Below are 21,839 nucleotides of genomic sequence, written 5' to 3'. Positions count from 1 at the left end.
GTTCACTCCTTCCTCAATGCTTCAACCGGGTTCATAAGTGCGGCCTTCCTTGCGGGATAGACACCTGCAACCAGACCCACAAGCAGAGATACAAAGAAACCAAGGAAGATAAGGCTCACTGGGAACACATCCGGAACATCAAGGATCTCATTTGCAACCAGGGCACCACCAATTCCCAGAGCAGTTCCAAGGATACCACCGATCAGACCGACTATTATAGACTCAATTATGAAAAGAGAGAGAATATCTTTCTCACTATAACCCAGTGACTTCAAAAGACCGATCTCACGAGTCCTTTCAGCAACTGTCACAAGCATAATGTTCATGATACCAATGGAACCCACCAGCAATGAGATGAGTGCAACCGAGGTCAGCAAAGAGGTGAGTGCGGCCGATAGCTGGTTGGTCTGTTCCAGTATCTCTATCTGATCGAACACAATATAGGGTTTGGCATCATCGTTCTCAAGGTCCCTGCTGGGAACCCCCAGTGCCCTTGCAAGGCGTTCATCCAGTTCATCCGCGGTCTCACTTACAATTTCAAGGCTCTGTGCCTTTATAAAGAAACCACCATAATCATCCTTGCCCAGTATCTCATTCATGGTGTCGATAGGAATGAAAACACGTATCTCAGGTTCAACACCGGTCTGGGCAAAAGTCGTGTTAGGGTCCTTTATTACACCTTTTACGGTGAAGGTACGGGTGACAACCCCACCGTCCTCCCGCCTGAAGGTAATATCGATAGGATTCTTGACCGATATCTTCTTGTCGAATTTCTCATAGGCAACCTCGGCACCAATTACAGCAACATAACGGTCCTTGTCCGTGAGAAATGTTCCCGAATCCATCTCGAAGTTCGCCACTTCATCATAATCCTCCGTGACCCCCTGGATATCGATCTGCCGCGAAGTGGACATGTAAGTGACCTTTGCCATTTGCTGATTTATAGGAGAAACACCCTCCACACCGGGAGTGTTCTCTATAATTTCCAGTTCCCTGTCAAAGAACACATCGATGTTCTGACTGTAGATCACAATGAAGTTCGACCCCACAGCCCCGATCTCATCATTGAAATACTGGTTGAAACTGGCTCCAAGTGATACGTTAGCTATCACTGCTGCAACACCTATGATGATCCCAAGGGTCGTAAGGGCAGATCTCATTTTGGAACTGCCTATACTACCCAGTGAGATCCGTATAGCCTGAGCCGGACTTAACATCAGAGGTCACTCTTGCTCTTTTTGAGCCCTGCGTTTGTAAAGGATGTAAGCGCCAGCCCCTATGATGATCAGAAGAAGAGCTGCAACATAGACGCCTGCTCCACCTTCATCCTCAACAACATTATGTTTTAGCTGACGGACATCGACCTGCTGGGTATGCTCATTCAATCCATTCCTGTAATTGGCATTGATGACAAGGTCCACAGGGAATGAAATATCCTCCGAGATGGTCTTTGCAGTTATCTCTATTGTGAAAAGCTCATCAGAGTCCATTGAACCGATGAAATATTCCGTTGGAGAGAACTCGATCCCTTCTGCCTCAAGCTGAACACTGACAGAAGAAAGAGCATTCGGATGGATGTTAGCAACATCGAATTCCAGTACAACCTCACCATTCTCAAGGGCAAGCGGCTTTGATGGGATAACCCTGACAGATGAACTGTCGACCTTTACAGGGATCCTCCAGTTATTATTATATGAGTGGGAACTTCCTACGATGGAGAAGTCAAGATAGTAAGTACCATCAGGAGTGTCCTCATCGACCTCAATATTGTATGTAAGGTCCACTGACTCACCCGGACCGATAACCCCATTTCCATAATATGTTTCGGTGGTCACCTTCAGTCCTTCCACCCCTGTAAGGGATGCAGACTGTATCCTGGCATTGGTATCATACTGCTCATCATCTATAGTAATAGTGTACTCAGTGGCACTGTTCCGGAGTGTGAATGAAACTGTACCAGTATCTCCCGGCATGAATACTTCAGGCTCTTTCACAGGCTCACCGGAAAGCTGGATAGTACCTTTACTGTCAAAGGTGTCCGAACCTACCCTTATCTCAAACTCTTTCTTGAACCATGTTCCACTGGAATCTTCCTGATACCATACTTCAATAGTACCGACACCCTGCTTTGCAGCTGCATCCGTATAGAGCCTGAAGTCCTCTACTGCCGCATTATCCGGGGAGAGTATACCTACATTTACCAGTTCGTTCTCACTGCTGTCGATGGAGAACGGATACTCAGGAACCATTTTTATGGAAAGGTCATCTGCCTTTGCATACCCCAGATTCTCCACTTTGACCCAGACCGTCACATACTCACCGATCTCCGCTGGAATGGGTTCATATTTCAACACACTCACTTTGAGATCTGCACCATCCGCAGCAGATGCATTCGATGGCAAGAAAAGTGACAACATCAATACAACCAGTATAACAAAAAAAGCCCTATCTTTCCCCAACATCATTTACCCTCGTGTTCCTTTCAATTACTAACAATTATGCCGTCCCTGATATTCACGACCCTGTCAGCATATTCTGCAAGCTCGGGATCGTGTGTGATCATAACTATTGTCCTTCCCTTTCGATGAAGATCTGAGAATATCTCCATGATGTCATTCCCGGTTACCGAATCAAGATTCCCGGTCGGCTCGTCAGCAAGGATAAGTGAAGGATCATTTATCAGTGCCCTTGCAATGGCAACCCTCTGCTGCTGACCACCTGACATCTCAGATGGCTTATAGTTCATGCGTTCCTCAAGTCCTACCATCTTCACAAGTTCCTTTGCCTTTTTTCTGGCATCGATACCTGCCTTCTTATTGGCATAGGTTGGGAGCTCCACATTCTGAAGAGTGGTCAGACGTGGAACAAGATTGAAGTTCTGAAAAACAAATCCGATCTCCATTCCACGGAGCTTTGCAAGTTCCGGGTCCGAAAGAGTATTGACATCCTTCCCCATCACCAGGACCTGACCACAGTTAGGTCGATCCAGACACCCGATCATATTCATCAACGTGCTTTTGCCGGATCCTGATGGACCCATAATGGCAACGAACTCACCCTGAGCCACCCTCAGGTCCACGCTTTTGAGTATGGGAACATCCATATCCCCAACATGATAGCTCTTACAAAGGTTGACAAGTTCAATTACCGGAACCTTATTATCTGAATCCTGACCTGGATATTTTTTCTCTATTACGATAGCCCCCTGGAAACCTGTTCATTTGTCTTATCGGACATCAAGAATCATGGTTTAAATAACTCTGACATGAACTTATAAAAATGTTATTCGGAGCCGTATACCTCTGCAGACAGACATAGCTCACATTTTGGCTATTTACGTTTAATCCAAATAATAAACTATAAATAACCATGGATCATTGAAGAGTTCGACTATATATCGACAGATTTGAGCATATAGCTTTTGACTTTGTGGTTGATGATCAAACTGGATGTGGAAGTTATGTTGGACGTATTAACTGACCCGAATGGGTTTTTCAAAAAAAGGATGAATGAAGGAACGCAGTGGAAAGATCCACTTATTATCATGATATTGATGGTAATTGTTGGAGCTATCACTACCTATACTACTATGTTGAGTACCCTTCAATCATTTGTGAGTACAGATATCTTTGGAAGCGTAGGTAAAATTATCATGGCGATCATCGTGATATTCGGTTCCATTATAGGAGTCGCCTTTTCATGGTTGCTGTACACAGCTATGTTCTATGTGATCTCAATAGTATTCAATGGAGAAGGAGACTTCAAAAAGCTAATGAACTTTGTAGCTTACGGATTCATACCAAATATCGTAAGCTCGATAATAGTGGCCTATTACACAAGAAGAGTATTTTCAAATATAGACTTTTCATCTATAACAGACCCTCAGGCAGTACAGGACATGATATTTGCAGACCCTTCTATGAAGATCGCGGCCGCGCTGGGAATCATCTTTACCCTATGGAGTGCGAACATCTGGATATTCGGACTGAAATATGCACGCAACCTCAGCCTGAAAAATTCCATAATAACAGTTGGCATACCGATCGGATTGTCCTTGCTTTATACAATACTGACAGTATTCGTGCTCAGATAAAATGAAAGCATAGAACGTGGGTGGAATGATGCTGGAAGTACTGACTGATCCCAATTCTTTTTTTGGAAAGAAGATACACGATAATATCGAGTGGAAAACACCGGTTGCGATCATTGCACTTGTGATCGCAGTAAAAATATTGAGCTCATTTATTGTTGCAGTGGGAGCAATTGGATTATTTGAAGATATGGCTATTGTGGATGGAATTGAGAACTTTGCATCCTTTATGATGATAATGTGGTTTGTTCTTACGGTCTTTACAACCATAGTTGGTACACTGTTATGGTGGCTCTTTTACAGTGCATTGTTCTACATCGTGTCTTCGATATTCAATGTAGAAGGAGAGTTCTCAAGAGTGATGGAATTCGTAGCCTATGGATTCCTGCCAAACATCTTCAGATCTGTCGTGACAGTATTCTACGGGAACGAACTGCTTTCAATGCTTGAGAACAGCATCAATGATCCTACAATTACAACTGGGACAATGTTGTCCGACCCTACAATGAAGATAATTCCACTATTGCTGATCATTTTCACATTATGGAGTGGTTACATATGGATGTACGGACTGAGCCATTCGAGGAATATAAGTGTAAAAAATGCAGCTATCGCAGTTGCAATTCCAGTGATATTCTCAATATTATACACATTGTTCGAATACAAAGATATTATAATGTGGTGAGAATATGATCAAAACATTCGTTCTGGCCATGATACTTCTGGTCACTTTCTCTTTACCCGGAGCTGCAATAACTGAAATAAGACCTACATTTACTGTTGATTACACCATCGAACCAGAGTATTTCATGCCCGGTGACATGGGAACAATAACTGTCACACTGGCCAACATGGCAACAGGTGAAAAATATGTATCAGAAGATGAGGAAACACTGGACATGAATGCGTATGTGGCCAGTGCCAGTCTTGCCGGGAACAGCAACCTTGAGATACTCGACAAGAGCTACACAGATGTCGGACTTCTTGGTCCGGGTGACACCCTCAAACTCACATTCACTGTAAAGGCCATGGAAAATGCTGCAACAGGAGTTCATTTCACAGATCTGACAATAGTAGGTGGTAGTGATATGAATGACTTCAATTATCGCATTCCCGTGAAAGTAGATGACAGGAATGTCAAAGTCATCGTATCGAATCTTCCGACAACCATGATGAACGAGGTATCTACTGTCAGTGTGGATATAGTCAACAGAAGACCGAACGATGTAACAAGCGTCATTGTCACCCCATATGCAGAAGACATGACATTCAGCCCTTCTGACTACTTCATTGGCAGCGTGCCTGAAGGAAACAAGTCAGCAGCTACATTCACACTCAATACCATGTCCTGTGAAGAAGGAAACAGCGACATCTCATTCACAGCCACATACTTCAACGGCGACAACCTTCACAACGCAGAGACTGAGACTAAGAACGTAAGGATCATAAAGCAATCACCCCTCATCTTCACAGGGATAGAGATCGAGAACATGGGAGGCAAGTACACCATATCAGGGGACCTGAACAACTTCGGGATCACAGATGCAAAGAATGTAATGGTCTCTATAGATGATATGGAAGGTGTGGAACCTGTACAGCCCTATGCTAATTATTTCATCGGCACACTGGAAGCAGATGATTTCAGCAGCTTCGATCTCAGTGCAATGGTGACATCAAAGAACGTTACTGCAATACCAGTACTCATCGAGTTCAGGGATCCGGATAATGCATATACCACCATTACCCAGGAGATAGACCTGGGATCAGGAAACACATATTTCAGCGATGATGAAGGTGGAAGTTCATGGGGAACATGGGTTATTGCAGGAATTATCGCAATTGGTGTTCTGGCCCTGATAGGATACTCATGGAAGAAGCGCAGGGATGAAGAAAGGACTGAAGAGATGGAAAATGATGAGCTCGTTCCTGAAGAGGAAGAGTTCATGGAATAAGCGGTGTCCTTATGCAAGACCTGCACCACCCGATAGTAGAACTGCAAGATGTGAAACGCATATACACACTCGGCACTAACAGGATATATGCCCTGAACGGTGTCAGCATTTCTATCGAAAAAGGGGACTTTGTAACCATTATGGGTTCTTCAGGGTCGGGGAAGAGTACTCTTCTGAACATGATAGGTTGTCTTGACCTACCAACATCCGGAAAGGTGAAGGTCAACAACGTGGACCTCTCCAGACTGGATGATGACGGGCTCACAGCCATCCGCAGGAACAATATCGGATTTATCTTCCAGCAGTTCAATCTCATACCGACGCTCACTGCCATTGAGAACGTGGAAATACCCATGATATTCAACGGTGCTTCTCCTGCAAAACGAAGAAAAAAAGCTATTGAGATGTTGAAGAAAGCAGACCTGCCATTGGAATTTGCAGAGCATAAGCCAAATGAGATGTCAGGCGGACAGCAACAGAGGGTCGCCATCGCAAGGGCACTGGCTAACGAGCCTCCCATCCTGCTTGCTGACGAACCTACAGGGAATCTGGATACGAGGACCGGACAGAACATAATGAAATTACTGAAGGAACTCAACTCTTCTGGGACAACTGTCATTGTAGTCACACACGACCCTAAGCTGGAAGAATATTCACACACGACCATTCGAATACAGGACGGGGAGGTCGTTGAGTGAAGCTTACAGAAAAGGTCCCGGCCTTTCTCAGGAACAATATGTACGCTGAACTGGCAAAGAGAAATCTGAAAAGACAGTCTGTTCGTACCATACTTGCAGCGATCGGCATCATTATCGGTGTTATCGCGATCTCCTCAATGGGAATTCTGGGTAACAGCCTGAAACTTTCAGTTACCGACTCTTTTGCAGACATAGGAGATAAGCTCATAGTATCTCCTGCTCCAGGAGAGGACTATGTGACTGACAGGCAGGTGGATCAGATCAATAAGGTAGGGAACATCGAAAGCGTGATACCGGTGATAGCCGACGGAGAGATGATCGAGCACCGGAAGGATGGGATAGATATCCTGTTATATGTTTCAGTTTATGACATCGAAAAAGACGATCTTGAGAAACTTGTGGAACTTGAAGAGGGCAGATATTTCAAACCGGGTTCCACAGACTGTGTAGTGGGTTCAAGTGTAGCTGAGAATCTGGAGATCACTCCCGGACAAAAAATAGAGATAGATGACACTAAACTCAGGGTGGTAGGGATCCTGAAAGAGAGGGGACTTGGGTTCGATATCAATACCGATAGCGGTGTTTTCACATCATCAGAGATGTATGAGAAACTGTACCCTGACGAAGATGAAGGTTATGATCAGGTCATTGTGATCGTTGAGGACATTGAAGAGATAGATAAAGTTGTAGATGAGATAGAGGAACGTATTAACAAGAAGGATGAACTTGTCACCGTATTTGCAACCAACTCGATCACTGAGAGCCTTGATGATGTATTCAGTTCGATCTCACTTTTCCTCATGGGAATCGGCTCTATATCACTGCTGGTTGCAGGTGTCAGTATACTCAACGTCATGCTCATGTCAACAATGGAACGTACAAAAGAGATCGGTATCATGAAAGCAGTTGGAGCTTCAAGAAAGGATATTCTGAAGATGTTCTTGCTGGAAGCATTATTCCTTGGAGTTATCGCCAGTACGGCAGGTGCGATACTCACAATTGGAGGAAGCTATCTTGTTATGGTGCTTGTTGTCAAGAACACCTCGTACCTGCTCACACTGTCCAGCATGTTCTATGTAATGGAAGGCTTCTTCTTTGGCATTGCTACAAGTCTTGTAGGTGGCATGTACCCCGCATGGAAAGCATCGAGGATGAAACCACTCGATGCATTGAGATACGAATGAGGCAGCTATTTTGATAGATAATATATACAGAACCCTATAAATACTATCAAAAATAAGTTTGCTTAGATACAGGAGCCATTATATGAGAACTGCCCTATTGTACCTGACAGCTATCCTGCTTATAGTCTCTATTACAGGAACTTCCTTTGCAGCAGATCGTGGATCAGATAACTATGATGTAAGTGTCGTGGATATCTATTCAGACCTCGATACATGTGATATCACATTACATAGCTCAGAGCAGGTCAGCGGACTTGAACTTGAGATGACAATGGAACATGAAGGCAGCACACTTGATAAGAGGAAATTCTCTATCGATATGATCACACCTGACTCGGACGTGACAAAAGCTTTCGAGTGGGACACTGATGACAAAGGAGATGGAAAATACACTGTCAACACCATGATCTCAAAAGATGGCTGCGTGATCTATGAGAATGCATATAATTTTGTGAACGGCAGGCAGACCATACCAAGAGCCACCGTTGACGACCTTGTCCCTAACTCACAGGGATTCAGTGTTATGATAACACCACAGGAAGCTGTTGTAGTTGATGTTGAATACATGCTGATCGATGGCTCGGATGTAATATATTCCGGAACAGAGAAGAAGATATCAGTACACACACAACCAATGGAAGTTACAAAGGACTGGAACGTACTTCTTGAGAACAACAAGGAATATACAGGAAGGATCAAGGTCAAAATGTACTCTCCTTCTGTGACCTACATTGCTCTTTCAGAGGACTTTGTGGCACAGGATGATGTGTTCATCAGTGATACATACGAAGATGACATTGGGGCCAGTGCAACTGTCGATGGTATTTCCCAGGTTCCTTTTGAAGGATCAGTAAGATTCACAGTCTCAAAACAGGACGATGATGGAGAAAATGTTATCGAGTCCGTAACCCAAAAGTCACCGATACTTCTCAATGAAGATGATGAGACCGTAGAGACAATATGGGAGGAACGTCTCACAACCGGGATCTATTCACTTGTTATAGAAGTAATCGGCAACGATGGAGATATACTGGATGTTGAAGAGAAGATCATCGAATCCGATCATGAGCCATCTACGCAGCAGACTAATAACACAGGCACTGAAGATGCAGAGGAGTCACCGGGATTCATGCTTTCTGGTTCACTGTTCCTGATCGCAATTGTTGCCCTGATGTCCAGAAAGAGATAACACTGAAAGGTGTGCCCGATGCGATATGAACTGTTCATTGCACTTCGTCATATAATAGCAAGGAAAAGACAGACAATTCTCTCAGTTGCAGCCATCGGGATCGCAGTTATGATACTAATGGTATCACAGGCCTTTATGGCAGGGTTCACACAGGAACTTTACAGTAAGACCGTTGATAACTTGCCACATGTTGTTGTTTCACCAGAGGATGGTGAGGATCACATATATCTTTACAAGAACATCGTCGATAAGATCAATAATATTGATGGTGTTGTAGCTTCATCACCTTACCTTACAGGAGAGGCTTCTTTCAAATACAAGGATAATACGAAGAATGCTGTCCTCAAAGGCATATTGCCGGCAGAGGAAGATGCTGTTGCACACACCCGGGACGACATAATACTGGGGGACTATGACGGACTGACGTATTCAGATAAAAGTATCATCATCGGGGACACGTTCGCAGAGGATATGGAACTTGAGCTGGGTGACAATGTGGAGGTATCATTCCCGAATGCAAACCCGGTTTCCCTGAAAGTTGTAGCGATATATGATACCGGGACCGCACTGGATGAAAGTCTCACATATACATCACTGAAGACAGCACAGGACTTCTACGATATCGAGGATGTGATCAACGGCATATCTCTGAGGCTTAACGATTTCAACAGGGACAGGGAAATAGCAGAGATCATCGAGAACAACGGCTACAATGCTGACGGATGGACCGTGAACAACCCGGAGATCCTGAGGACCATTGCTATAGAGACCGTTTCAAATAATATCACACTTGGATTCATTCTTCTTATCGCATCATTTGGTGTTGTGAGCACATTGAACATGGTCGTAATGGGAAAGGTAAAAGAGATCGGCATACTGCTGGCAATGGGTGCCACTAAGTCCAATATCCGTTTCATTTTCCTCATCGAGAGTGGGATACTTGGTCTTTCCGGTGCTGTTCTTGGAACTGCAGCAGGTATTGCTCTGGCATTGTCCATAGGGAGCTATCCACTTCCTGAAGGAGCCTATGGACTTGAGGTCATACCGGTGGTTGTCAGGATAGGTGATGTGCTGAGGATCATCACAATAGTGTTCTTACTGAACCTTATCGCAGGCATCTATCCTGCCCAGAGGGCAGCAAGTCTTGATCCTGTGGAAGCTATATCATCAAGATGAACAAGGGTAAGTGAACTCACTTATTTTTCAGACCCTTTACCATACCACTCGATACCAAGGAACCTGCAATGTGTTATCCTTTTTTTGAAAAGCAGGTAGTACATGACCTTGAAGGCTGCATAAAGGTGGAAGTAGAAATAGAAGAGCGGTTTTGAATAGAAGCCACCTGAACATATTATCTCTTTATTGTCCTCAAGTGAATCGTCAATGAACCTTACGACACCATCTATTTCAGAAACATCAAAAACGTGACCTTGTGGCATAGGTGGACCTATGACAACTACATCTTTTTCCATGCCATCGGCAGCAAGGCTCCCCTCGATAAAACCATAGTTGAAAATAGTAGGTATTGGAGAAAGGAACTCTTTGACAAAGACCTGGCCTTCTTTATGATATTTAAAGAAGCTGTACTTAGGTGTCTCTATCACGATCCTCATACCAGTCTATTGGTACGCCTGGATAATAAGAACATAGGTAAAAAAAATAGAAACATAGGGGGCGAACGGGTAAAGGGGGTTGAATGCACAGGTATGGTGACATTAGAGTGTATTGGAGAGGTACTAAAATCTAACCCGTTCGCAAACATACAAACGACTTATTAGAATATAAGCCTTTCGTACATATGCGAACGAACTCTCTGCTTTAAATAAGAGAGAAGTCGCCATCAATCACTTTCAATAGCTCCCACAGGATCTAATGATGCTGCTTTTCTTGCAGGATACACCCCGGCAACGATATTGATGAAGAAGGAGAAGATCACTGCATATACATAGTTCATTATATCCGCTTTTAGTGGAAGGGTTGTGAGACCGAAATACATCTCACTGGGAAGGTCGATCTGATAGGAGGACAGTGCAGAGGATGCTAAATATCCCAGTATGCACCCGAGCAACACGCCCATTGTTCCCAATATGAGGGATTCCTGCAGGAAGATCATTGTTATGTTCTTCTTAGAAGCACCCATTGCCATTAGCATGCCGATCTCCCTTTTTTTGTCCATGACAACTGTGAAGAGGGTATTAGCAATACCAAACCCTGCTATCATATAGATCAGACCGTAATAGATCCACACGATAAGTGTCTGGGTGTTGAGAAGGTTCAGTATCTCACTATTCGCCTCGATCCAGCTCTGTGCATCAAGACCTGTGTCCGCCTCGATCATGTCAGCCACCACATCTGCCTGGAAAGGATCTGTCACCCTTATGTTGATCCTGCTGGCAACACCATTCTCATCGAAAAAATCGAGAGCTGAGTCGAACCTGACGTATGCAACGGTCTCGTCACTGGATGTCCCGGTGTCAAATATGCCGATCACCTTGAAGGATGATTCTCCAAATCCCGGCATTACGACATCAACATGATCACCCATGACAACTTCCAGGTCCTCTGCAAGCTTGTCACCGATCACAATACCATTATTACTCCTCCCCAATGCGAACAGATCACCTGAGACCATGTCATCGGAGATCCTCATGACAGCATCTTGTGCCACCGGGTCGATACCATTGAGATTCACACCTTCGGCATTGTCCTTATGGCTGATGGCCGCCTGACCCACGAATACAGGAGATACAGCCTCCACACCATCCATTGAAGCTAGCTGCTCCGAATAATAACTATAGAAATGGACGTAATCCTCATCCTGGTCGGATGATGTCACAACGATATGCGGGGAATTCTCCACCGTGGAATCGATCAGCTCCTCTGTGAACCCTGTCATCATGGACATGAGTACTACGATGACAGCTATGGCAAGAGCTACTGCGAAGACTGCAAAGAATGTCAGACGTTTCCGCGCACTTATGTGTCTCAGGGCGATCTTCAGTTCGAACATGGCCAGTTCCCGATAGAATGGAGTTGACTGTTATAATTACTACAATATTACTATTCAATAAAGATACAAAAGAATAACCCGGACAACAAACACACTGGAACATATTATCGATCTAAATAAATAAGGAATGTATTAATAGTATACATTTTATTACATTGTGTCGGACTGTCAAACAATTTCAAGTCAACACTGCAATACCATTCGATCGTCAGGACTACAGAGCTAATAACATGACCCAACTCAACGAACACCAGAAAAAGTTCCTGAATTATATACTTGCAGCGATCGTACTCATTGGTATCCTCATAATAATAGGTCCGGAATATGTTGTGCCACAACCTGAAAAGGTATCATATCCATATGAGCGCAATATCAACTGTATCGAATTTTCGTCAGATAGCAAGCTTATTGCCGTTGGTTATTCTGAATCATACCTCCGTGTATGGGATATTGAGAATGGAGAGGATATCTATGACCCTGAGGGAACTATGGAACATGAAAGGCTCATGAGGGACTTTGGAAGTCATGTGTCAACCCCTGTTATTTCTATAGACTTTTCTCCCAATGATGAATACATAATAAGTGGGGGCAACCTCGATGTATATTTGTGGGATACACATAATGGGTCATTATTACAAAGACCTATAAGTAGTACTCCCGCAAATACTATCACTTTCTCACCTGATGGGAAAGCCTATGCATATCCATCTGAAAAAGACGGAAGAACTGATACCATCTCCATAGATATAAGAGATACAGATTCTGCAAAAGTACTAAATTCCTTAACAAGTTCAGATCATGCTGTAAAATCACTTGTCTTTACTCCTGATAGCAAATACCTGTTAGCAAGATACGATGACGGAAAGATAATACACTGGGACTGGAAGAATTCAACCGCATCCAGTATCATCTATACATCTGACGATCTCAAGAACTTCGATTTTTCCGATGATGCGAGCACCTGTGCAGGTCTGTCAGAAATTGGGTTGGTAACCGTATGGAACACCTCCACAGGAGATGTTGTAGACAGATCTTATTCATACCTGAGTTTGACTTCCCGTTCAAGCTCAATTTCATCGCGTGCAACAGACCTGGACCTATCCTCTGATGGGAAGTATCTTGCCGGATCGATGAATAGTGAATTAACCATATGGGACATCTCTTCCGGAAAAAAGATACTTGATGTAAGCATGTTAAACGAAATTATAAGAATCAACGATATTGAATTCTCGCCCGATACTAGATATCTGGCTGCAAGTGCGAGATTATCTACCAATGAGAAATATTATTTTAGCAGAGAAGAATTCTGGAATGCCATAAATGCTAGTGTTGATAGTGACCTGTTATTACACAGTATCGGAGGAGAGAATGTTGTTTATTTGTGGGATTTCCAGAAACTCAAAGATGGGAACTACTAATGGAAAAGATGAAAATCATATGCCATCGGAAAAACCACACTCACTGATGCGACAATGCAAGCTCTATCCCGATCACAGAATATATACCAGCCTTCGCCCAGTTTATCTTCTTACCCAAACCGGGCCTTTCCATGATACGGTTCCCAATCATACCGGCAAAGAACGAGACAATAAAGAAGACCACTATCGCCTGTAAGAAGAACACGGCACCAAGGAATACCATTTGCATGGGGATATTGCCGGAATCAACACTTACGAACTGTGGCAGGAAGGCAAGGAAGAACAGTGATACCTTGGGATTGAGGATATTCATGAAGATACCTCTCCTGTAGAGCAGAGGAAGTTCTGTTTCCCTTAATGAGCCCAGGGATGCAAGGGTACCCTCTTCACGAATTGCATTGTAGGCAAGATAGAGGAGATAGATAGCTCCTGCATATTTCAGGATGGAGAACGCCACTGCAGAACTGTACAGTATCGCAGAAACACCTAACGCTGCTGCAGTTGTATGGAACAGCAGACCTGTACACAGGCCGAATGCTATCGCCATGCCTGCTTTCTTTCCCTGTGATATGCTCTGGGTGAGCACGAAGAGAATATCTGGACCTGGCAGAAGTGTCAGAGCCACTGAGACTGCAATGAAGTACAGGAGTTGAGTGGTTTCTATCATATTCTAAAAAGAGAGAAGGGATACTGCTATAAGATACTTACCAGCAGTTCCCTTTGAACTAAATATCTGCCCTTTTATTGTTCCTCTTCATCCTTCCTCTTCTTCACAACGAAGAAAAGAGCAAGCATAGCAGCTACAAGTACAAAGACTACAGGAAGGATATTACTGCTGCCGGAGGTCTCTGATATTTCCTCTTCAGAGCTTACTTCGACATCGCTGCCCATATCAACATCACTGCTCATCCCAAGGTCAACTACAATAGCATCGTCATCACCCGTTCCACCAGTCGAACCCGGTGCTCCTACATCGGCCTCCGAACCCTCATCAAGAAGCTCTTGTTTGAGATAGGCAGGAAGATGTCCATCTGTAGATGAGGATGAAGAAGATGAACTATACTGATAGTTACATGTCACTGCAAATGGAGAGAATCCCGATACATCACGTACAATGAAGTATGAGTAAGTATCATCCTTTCCTGTAAGTTCCGGTGTATATGCTTCCCACTCAAGACTGTTCCAGTGTCTCAGGTATACCGTATTGATGATCAGTATGCCCCCATCCTTATTATTGAGGACGCGGAACTCAATATCACGACTGTTACTTCCTTCATTTGCAAGGGTCTCATTGTTAAAGCCAATATCAAGATACTGATATACCGAATCCCGTGGGAAAACTGCAGATGAATCATCCAATGAAGATGGGTCCAGTACCTCCACCTTTATCTGTATCCCATTGGTCTCATTGCTTGTGTTGAAAGAGACCATTTTGATGCTACATGGAACACCATCATCATCTGTCTTTTCATCATCTGTGGTATTGAAACGCAGGGTCTTGTTACCTCCAACTATCGTTATATCAGGAGTCTTATTGATCATGAACTCTATATCTTCACCATCATCGACTGAGGAGTTGGTGACAGTCCATGTCCATGAGAACACATCGGTGTTCCCAAGAGAGGAATTACTGACACTTACCGACACATTATAGATTCCCATGAAGAAATCGGCCTGATCGATATACTGACTGCTATTAATTAGACAATAGGATAGTTTGGATGAATCATCCGTATTATTATACAGTGTTACACCGGTACCATTGACCGGACTACCATCTATAGACCAGTTATAACTTGAAAAGATGCTGCTCTGAATACTGAAATTTACCTCATCACCATATTTAGTAATTTGATTGCTATCATCTGGAGATCGGACATAGGAAGGTGAAAACGCAGCAACGGTCCATTCCACAGTTGCCTGATTGGAAGTTATTGTTTCGCTACTGCTTCCAACAAAGCTTGCTTCTACTGTATCTGTACCGGCAGATGTACCAGTGTACGTGAATGTAGCCTCACCATTAGCATCGGTCGTGTCACTACCTGACGTGCCGGAATGAGGACCCGAAACCACTTCAAAGGTAACTTCCCTTCCTGCCACAGCATTTCCATCGTCGTCCTGTAACTTTGCAGTTAAGGTCTGTTCAGTATTCAGATCACATGAACTGTCGGAAGGGGACAGGATAGCACCTTCTCCAACCACTGCAGTTGTTGCCTGCATGAAGAAATAAGCAAAGAATATGTTATCATCATTAGAAGGATTTTGAGTAAAGACAGTGATGTTGCTATCTCCATTTGAAACAAAAGGAATGATGTCATACAATTCATCATCATATGTTATACTGGTAGCTGCCCCATATGGATCAGCAGGATTGGAATTACTATCATCCAGACCACCAACGGTTATAAGTCCACCGTTGCCGCTATATCCATCATCCTGACCTCCCGCAGATGACGTCAGGCGCTCGTCGTTCACATCCACATAACTTACCTGACTACCTGGCTGATAGCCAAAACTAATAGCAAGACCCATATTTATCAGAAGATTCGGGGTTGTTTTGTCTATAGGTTCTGACAAACCGATCTCGAAAGAATCACCTGTAGTCGCCTGGCCTCCAAAAAGCAATATAGCCGTATTGTCTTGTGTCTGGGAAGGATCATCGAAGATAACGATCAGGACTTCCCCCTCCACTGCAGCAGGACTTAACTCGGTTATCGTGAAATCTATCCTCCCACTAGGAGCACTGTTTATCTTAGACTCTACTATAGAAGTGACATCGGCCCAATTATTCCATCCATTTGAGTTCACTTCCAGTTCCCAGTTAACACCAGTTCCATCAATTGTTATCGAACCGTTTGGGATCTGGGTCCCTCCCCAGTTACTTGCTGCTGTCATGTAAGCACTTCTTACAGTAGCTCCTGCTGGTTTTTCTACCTGGATGATATCGGATCCTGCAGTCCCAAGACCATCCACGGAGATACTTATCTTACCATATTCCGTTACCACAGGAGTAAGAGAGGCAGCAGATGCATTCAGTGTCAATGAGAACACTATCAATACGAATAACAAAGGAAAAATACATTTGTTCAGTTTAAATACAATATTTTGATTCATGTTATCAGATCCCGACTTTATTTTGCTTAATTCAATTGAGCAAACACGGTAACCACATCCGAATAACCCATAAAATATAATAAGTAATATATAAAATCAATGATTTCACCGTCATGTCAGACAGTATTAATTAATGAATAACAGACCCACCCTTTTAAAAGATCGTAATAATAGATCTCCAAGAACAAAAATACTATAATCGAAGTCCCATATTAAAGACTACAAATTACAACATGATATTACCGAACGATCATTTCAGATCAACTTCTCACCCAATTTGGAGGAATTTCTATTAAAATACCGATCCCATATGGAAAAGAATTCGTAGACCTTGATGTGCAGATACCCCATGAGGTCATTGCACCCAATCAGGTCAAGGTTGGAGACGAATCCCAGATCATCACAGACTCATTGAACAACCCGGTTGGTACCGGATCACTTGATGAGTTCATACAGAACAGCGATAAAATATTGATACTTGTGAATGATGCCACCAGACCAACACCAACATCAAAGGTACTTGCTGAGATGGCGGATATCCTGAGAGAACATGAGGATGTCAGGTTCATGGTCGCAACAGGTGCTCACAGAGGACCAACAGAAGATGAATATAGATACATTTTCGGTGAGATCTATGAAGAGTTCAAGGACAGGATATTCGTCCACGATGCACGTAAGGATGAGGACATGGAATATCTCGGAGTGTCCAGCAATGGGACTGAGATGTACCTCAATAAGATGGTGAACGAATGTAAGAACATCATCGTCATAGGAAGTGTGGAACCTCACTATTTCGCAGGCTATACCGGTGGAAGAAAAGCATTCCTGCCAGGTGTTGCATCATATAAGACGATCGAGATGAACCATAAACATGCGCTATCCGATGCTGCGCAGCCCCTTGCGATCAAAGGTAACCCTGTTGCAGAGGACATGGAAGATGCAATGAAAGTACTCAAAGACCTGAACGTGTTCTCGATACAGACGGTGCTCACAGCAGACCACGGACTCTATGCCATGGTATCCGGTGACCTTTTCGAATCCTTCGATATTGCGATAGAGAGAGCTAATGAAGTATTCTGCTCAAAATGTACCCGCAAAGGGAACATCGTGCTAACCGCTGCACCATACCCTATGGACATCGACCTTTACCAGTCCCAGAAAGCTCTTGAGAACGGAAAGCTCGCACTTGAAGATGACGGGATCATCATCCTTGTATCAAAATGCAGGGACGGTGTTGGAGATGATACATTCCTTAACCTGCTCTGTTCTGCAAACACATGTGAAGATGTGATGTGCAAGATAGATGAAGGATACAAACTTGGATATCACAAGGCAGCCAAGATGGCACAGATAGGCGTCTACGCAGAGATGTGGGCAATATCTGACCTGCACCACGACACGATAAGAATGGCAAAGCTGGAACCATGTATGGACATTCAGGAAACCTTTGACAGGGCGATCGCAAAGATAAAAGAGCAAGGTAAGGAACCCTATGCTGTGATATTGCCACAGGGAAGCCTGACCGTCCCGCTGCTCGAGTAAAGAAAAGAAAGAATGGTTATGTGAGATACTGCTAATTGCAACTTTGAACACAGCAATATTCAATCGTCACATTAATTCAATAGTCTTCGAAACGACAGCAAAAGAACATGCTACCTGTGACTACTGGCTGCATTGTTCTTTGCCTGTCAACAATTTTTGCAGATCGAACTTATGAATTACTAAAAACATCCCGGAGGATCCGGCGAAGCCGGCACAATCCGAAAAAGTGGAATATCTGCTAACTTCATTTTTTTCTGGACGCCGGTAATTAAAAAACGTGATGGTGCCTATAAATTAATAGTCTACAATTATGAAAGATCCTTCTGGATCGCATTGGGATTCCTACAAAGCTGCGGATCCCAATATTCTTCAGGATGGTAATGAAGGAACTCGCCGCCTGCGGCGGATGGTCGTGTCGGTGTTTGTATTTCAGTATTTATTCCTGAACTATCGGAAACACTGATCAGGAACAACTATCTTTGCTTATCGCAAGTCACGAATTACTAAAACAACCCAGATGATCAGGCAAACACTGGATACTTCAAAAATATTGATACTAGATTAAAAAAGCAAAAAAGAGTAAAGCAAGTTTGAACTGGTGATCAGTTCAAATTTGCATGTAACGTGCTGCTTCACCAAGTTCCTCTTCAATCCTGAGGAGCTGGTTGTATTTTGCAGTACGGTCACTTCTTGCTGGTGCTCCTGTCTTGATGAGGTCTGCACCGATAGCAACTGAGATATCTGAGATAGTAGTATCCTCGGTCTCAGCGGAACGGTGGCTCACTACAACACTGTATCCGTTGCGGTTTGCCATGTTAGCTGCATCGAATGCCTCTGAAAGGGAACCGATCTGGTTGACCTTCAGCAAAAGTGAGTTTGCAGCGCCCATTTCCACACCCTTTACAAGACGGTCCACATTAGTAACGAAAAGATCGTCACCGACAATGATAGTGTCCCATGCCTCGTTGGTGAGGGTCACGAAGTCATCAAAAGCTTCCTCCTGGAATGGGTCTTCGATAAGGAGGATAGGATAGGTCTCAATAAGCTCAAGGTAGTAGTCCACAAGTTCAGCAGGTTTCAACATTTTTCCGTCAATGGAATAGTTGTTGCCGTCAAAGAACTCTGATGCTGCTGCATCAAGACCAATGCTGATCTCATTTTCAGAATAGCCTGCTTCCTCAATTGCACTTACAAGTGCATCGAGTGCATCTGCGGTCATTTCAAGGGCTGGTGCATATCCACCCTCATAACCTACATTGGTCGCTGCGCCGCCATATTTGGATTCGAGTATCTTACCAAGTGCATGGTATGTCTCTGCACCCATGCGGACTGCCTCTGTATATGAACTGGCACCCTTTGGCTGGATCATGAACTCCTGTATGGAAAGGTCATTCCCTGCATGCTTTCCACCATTAAGGACATTCATTGTAGGAACAGGAAGAGTGTATGCATTGATACCACCAAGATAGCGGTACAATGGAATGTTCAAAGAATCTGCTGCAGCCCTTGCAACAGCCATGGAAACACCAAGGATAGCATTAGCACCCAGTTCCATCTTGTTCTCGGTACCGTCCAGAGCGAGCATAAGACCATCGATCTCACGCTGCTTCCTGACATCCACACCAAGAAGTTCAGCTTCAATAGCTGTATTTACATTGTCCACTGCGTCAAGAACACCTTTTCCTCCGTAACGGTCCTCTTTATCGCGCAACTCAATTGCTTCGTGAGTACCTGTAGATGCACCGGAAGGTACACTTGCCCTGCCAAAGCCGGTAGAAGTATAGACGTCTACCTCAACTGTAGGGTTTCCTCTTGAGTCAAGTATCTCACGTGCGTGGATCTTTTTTATCTTGTAATTATTGTCATCATCAATGTACGGCATCCTATTCCACCTATGGCTTACTTAACACCTACTTTGCAATTACCGTATATATTGTTACCGTTCACTTTGTCATATCTTCTGCGATACCATATAATAGGATCAACTAAATTATAATAACATAAATTATATAAACTTAAAAGTATTATAGTAACCAAATGAAAAGCGGAGATACCGATCTTTTAAGTGGAAAAGGATATGAGATAATCGAACTTTTGCAGGGACTGGACGTACCCAGGACCGAAGCCATATCCATTGCCTGTCTGGTATGCGGAGAGGAGCTTACCTCCCAGAACATAGAGCAGGCATCAGGTCTGAGACAACCAGAGGTCAGCATCGCTATGCGTCCTCTTAGAGAAAGAGGATGGATCGAAGAAAGGAACGAGAAGAAGAACACTGACAAAGGAAGACCTGTAAAATACTACAAGCTCATTGTCCCTTTCGAAGAGATCGTCAAGACCTTCGAATCAAAAGCACTCAAAAAGAATATGGAAATGGTCGAAGCACTTGAACAGCTCAAAGAGCTAAGTGGGAACCATTAAAGAAATATCACTTGAACGTTATCGGAGCAAATCCCCTTGAAGGATCGAATATCCTGTCAGCGGATATACCGGTAATTTCCATGATGAACACTTCTACTACCATGAAAACCTCGCTTTCTCCACGCAAACAACCTGTTTTAACGGAGTCACCTCTTCCGGCAGCTGAATGAAGGTGGATCTTTGGTTTACCTTCCTCCCAAAAGATGTTACCAATACCAATGAGCTCATGTGCATCATTGAACTTTGCCCATTGTGGATCAGGAGGGACGTCATTGGTCTTTGGACCTACAACAAGACTTGCTTCTTTGACTGCTCCAAGCATCATGAACATCGCAGAACCTATATTCTCTGAAACCGCCAGACCTTCAAGTTCTGAAAGAATATCATCACCCTGGTCAAGTCGAACTGTAAATACCCTTCCGATATTACCTGTTGAATATTCCATTAATTCACCTTTTTTAGTTGGTAGTCTGTGAATCCATTGATATGCGACCATCGACTATCCGGATTATACGGTCTGTCTTTTTAGCCATTTCCTCATCATGAGTAACAAGAATAAAGGTCTGTCCCCTGTCACGATTGAGCTTGCGAAGCAGATCATATATCATGTCACTGGCCTTTGTATCAAGATTCCCGGTAGGTTCATCGCCTATGACTATCCCCGGGTCATTGGCAAGTGCCCTGGCAATAGCAACTCTCTGAGCCTGACCACCTGATAACTGATTGGGACGATGGTCCATACGGTCACCAAGCCCTACCTCCTCAAGCAGAACAGCGGCTTTCTTCTTTGCATCCTTGTTCTTCATGCCCCCTACCAGAAGAGGCATCATCACATTTTCAAGAGCATTGAAGTCAGGCATAAGATGATGGTACTGGAATATAAATCCAAGAACCTCATTGCGTACTTTGGACCGCTCCTTGTCAGACATCTCTGTCACAACCTTATCATCTATGGTTATGCTACCGGAAGTAGGAGTATCAAGAATACCTATCATATGAAGAAGAGTGCTTTTCCCGGAACCGGACGGACCGATTATAGAAAGGAACTCACCTCTTTTGATATCAAGGTCCACGTCATCAAGAGCACGTACCTCTACACCATTAGAATATATCTTAGAAAGTCCCCTAGCCTGTATGATATCGGACCCTTTGTCATCAGCCAAAATAAAACCTCTGATAGCTTTATTCGAGCTTAGACTATTTCAATGTATTTGAACTATC

Annotated in this window: 20 protein-coding genes; 10 read left to right on the top strand and 10 right to left on the bottom strand. The window is 43.7% G+C overall.

Annotated elements, in window-relative coordinates; genetic code table 11:
• Positions 1-2 precede the first annotated feature (2 nt).
• The 3 genes from BM008_RS12100 to BM008_RS12090 are packed head-to-tail and all read right to left on the bottom strand — an operon-like array spanning position 3 to position 3,103.
• The gene (locus BM008_RS12100) at positions 3-1,217 is read right to left on the bottom strand and encodes an ABC transporter permease (protein WP_091937361.1); all 1,215 of its coding nucleotides are present in this window, start codon (positions 1,215-1,217) and stop codon (positions 3-5) included.
• 6 nt (positions 1,218-1,223) lie between these two features.
• Positions 1,224-2,465: a COG1361 S-layer family protein gene (locus BM008_RS12095; protein ID WP_091937359.1), complete on the bottom strand. Its 1,242-nt coding sequence runs from the start codon at positions 2,463-2,465 to the stop codon at positions 1,224-1,226.
• A gap of 17 nt (positions 2,466-2,482) precedes the next feature.
• The gene (locus BM008_RS12090; RefSeq protein ID WP_091937357.1) at positions 2,483-3,103 is read right to left on the bottom strand and encodes an ABC transporter ATP-binding protein; all 621 of its coding nucleotides are present in this window, start codon (positions 3,101-3,103) and stop codon (positions 2,483-2,485) included.
• A gap of 333 nt (positions 3,104-3,436) precedes the next feature.
• Between BM008_RS12090 and BM008_RS12085 the strand changes: the two genes are divergently transcribed.
• The 7 genes from BM008_RS12085 to BM008_RS12055 all read left to right on the top strand — a co-directional run bounded on the left by BM008_RS12085 (position 3,437) and on the right by BM008_RS12055 (position 10,289).
• Positions 3,437-4,093, top strand: coding sequence for a YIP1 family protein (locus BM008_RS12085; RefSeq protein WP_245748029.1), 657 nt, complete (start codon positions 3,437-3,439; stop codon positions 4,091-4,093).
• A 28-nt stretch (positions 4,094-4,121) separates the two neighbouring features.
• Complete coding sequence (locus BM008_RS12080) at positions 4,122-4,775, top strand: YIP1 family protein (RefSeq protein WP_218146710.1); 654 nt, start codon at positions 4,122-4,124, stop codon at positions 4,773-4,775.
• Between the two features lie 4 nt (positions 4,776-4,779).
• Complete coding sequence (locus BM008_RS12075) at positions 4,780-6,042, top strand: COG1361 S-layer family protein (RefSeq protein ID WP_091937353.1); 1,263 nt, start codon at positions 4,780-4,782, stop codon at positions 6,040-6,042.
• A gap of 11 nt (positions 6,043-6,053) precedes the next feature.
• Positions 6,054-6,740, top strand: a complete 687-nt coding sequence (locus BM008_RS12070) for an ABC transporter ATP-binding protein (RefSeq protein ID WP_091937351.1) — start codon at positions 6,054-6,056, stop codon at positions 6,738-6,740.
• On the top strand, positions 6,737-7,924 hold the full coding sequence (locus BM008_RS12065; RefSeq protein ID WP_245748028.1) for an ABC transporter permease: 1,188 nt from the start codon (positions 6,737-6,739) through the stop codon (positions 7,922-7,924). The genes BM008_RS12070 and BM008_RS12065 overlap by 4 nt, the downstream gene beginning before the upstream one ends.
• Positions 7,925-8,006: 82 nt before the next feature.
• Positions 8,007-9,113, top strand: coding sequence for a hypothetical protein (locus BM008_RS12060; RefSeq protein WP_091937349.1), 1,107 nt, complete (start codon positions 8,007-8,009; stop codon positions 9,111-9,113).
• Between the two features lie 18 nt (positions 9,114-9,131).
• Positions 9,132-10,289, top strand: a complete 1,158-nt coding sequence (locus BM008_RS12055) for an ABC transporter permease (protein WP_091937346.1) — start codon at positions 9,132-9,134, stop codon at positions 10,287-10,289.
• A 20-nt stretch (positions 10,290-10,309) separates the two neighbouring features.
• On the opposite strand, the gene BM008_RS12050 is transcribed toward BM008_RS12055, so the two are convergent.
• Positions 10,310-10,726 (bottom strand): inorganic diphosphatase, encoded by a 417-nt coding sequence (locus tag BM008_RS12050; RefSeq protein WP_091937344.1) that lies wholly within the window; start codon positions 10,724-10,726, stop codon positions 10,310-10,312.
• 227 nt (positions 10,727-10,953) lie between these two features.
• Positions 10,954-12,123: an ABC transporter permease gene (locus BM008_RS12045; RefSeq protein WP_091937341.1), complete on the bottom strand. Its 1,170-nt coding sequence runs from the start codon at positions 12,121-12,123 to the stop codon at positions 10,954-10,956.
• Positions 12,124-12,353: 230 nt separating this feature from the next.
• Between BM008_RS12045 and BM008_RS12040 the strand changes: the two genes are divergently transcribed.
• Entirely contained in the window at positions 12,354-13,541 is a 1,188-nt protein-coding gene (locus BM008_RS12040) for a WD40 repeat domain-containing protein (RefSeq protein ID WP_091937339.1), read from the top strand.
• Between the two features lie 40 nt (positions 13,542-13,581).
• On the opposite strand, the gene BM008_RS12035 is transcribed toward BM008_RS12040, so the two are convergent.
• Together BM008_RS12035 and BM008_RS12030 are read right to left on the bottom strand one after the other, a co-directional pair.
• On the bottom strand, positions 13,582-14,208 hold the full coding sequence (locus tag BM008_RS12035; protein ID WP_091937337.1) for a LysE family translocator: 627 nt from the start codon (positions 14,206-14,208) through the stop codon (positions 13,582-13,584).
• Between the two features lie 74 nt (positions 14,209-14,282).
• Positions 14,283-16,592, bottom strand: a complete 2,310-nt coding sequence (locus BM008_RS12030; protein ID WP_143072349.1) for a PGF-pre-PGF domain-containing protein — start codon at positions 16,590-16,592, stop codon at positions 14,283-14,285.
• Positions 16,593-16,904: 312 nt separating this feature from the next.
• Between BM008_RS12030 and larA the strand changes: the two genes are divergently transcribed.
• Complete coding sequence (larA, locus tag BM008_RS12025) at positions 16,905-18,197, top strand: nickel-dependent lactate racemase family protein (protein WP_342707580.1); 1,293 nt, start codon at positions 16,905-16,907, stop codon at positions 18,195-18,197.
• A 607-nt stretch (positions 18,198-18,804) separates the two neighbouring features.
• On the opposite strand, the gene eno is transcribed toward larA, so the two are convergent.
• The gene (eno, locus tag BM008_RS12020; protein WP_091937331.1) at positions 18,805-20,079 is read right to left on the bottom strand and encodes a phosphopyruvate hydratase; all 1,275 of its coding nucleotides are present in this window, start codon (positions 20,077-20,079) and stop codon (positions 18,805-18,807) included.
• A 155-nt stretch (positions 20,080-20,234) separates the two neighbouring features.
• On the opposite strand from eno, the gene BM008_RS12015 reads away from it, so the two are divergent.
• Positions 20,235-20,618, top strand: a complete 384-nt coding sequence (locus BM008_RS12015) for an MreA family transcriptional regulator (protein WP_091937329.1) — start codon at positions 20,235-20,237, stop codon at positions 20,616-20,618.
• A 7-nt stretch (positions 20,619-20,625) separates the two neighbouring features.
• Here the strand turns inward: BM008_RS12015 and BM008_RS12010 are convergent, their stop codons facing one another.
• Positions 20,626-21,063, bottom strand: coding sequence for a PPC domain-containing DNA-binding protein (locus BM008_RS12010; protein WP_091937327.1), 438 nt, complete (start codon positions 21,061-21,063; stop codon positions 20,626-20,628).
• Positions 21,064-21,076: 13 nt separating this feature from the next.
• Positions 21,077-21,781 (bottom strand): ABC transporter ATP-binding protein, encoded by a 705-nt coding sequence (locus tag BM008_RS12005; RefSeq protein WP_091937324.1) that lies wholly within the window; start codon positions 21,779-21,781, stop codon positions 21,077-21,079.
• Between the last annotated feature and the right edge of the window lie 58 nt (positions 21,782-21,839).

Source organism: Methanolobus profundi (assembly GCF_900114835.1).
Taxonomy (GTDB): domain Archaea; phylum Halobacteriota; class Methanosarcinia; order Methanosarcinales; family Methanosarcinaceae; genus Methanolobus; species Methanolobus profundi.
This window is presented reverse-complemented; position numbering and strand designations above follow the sequence as displayed.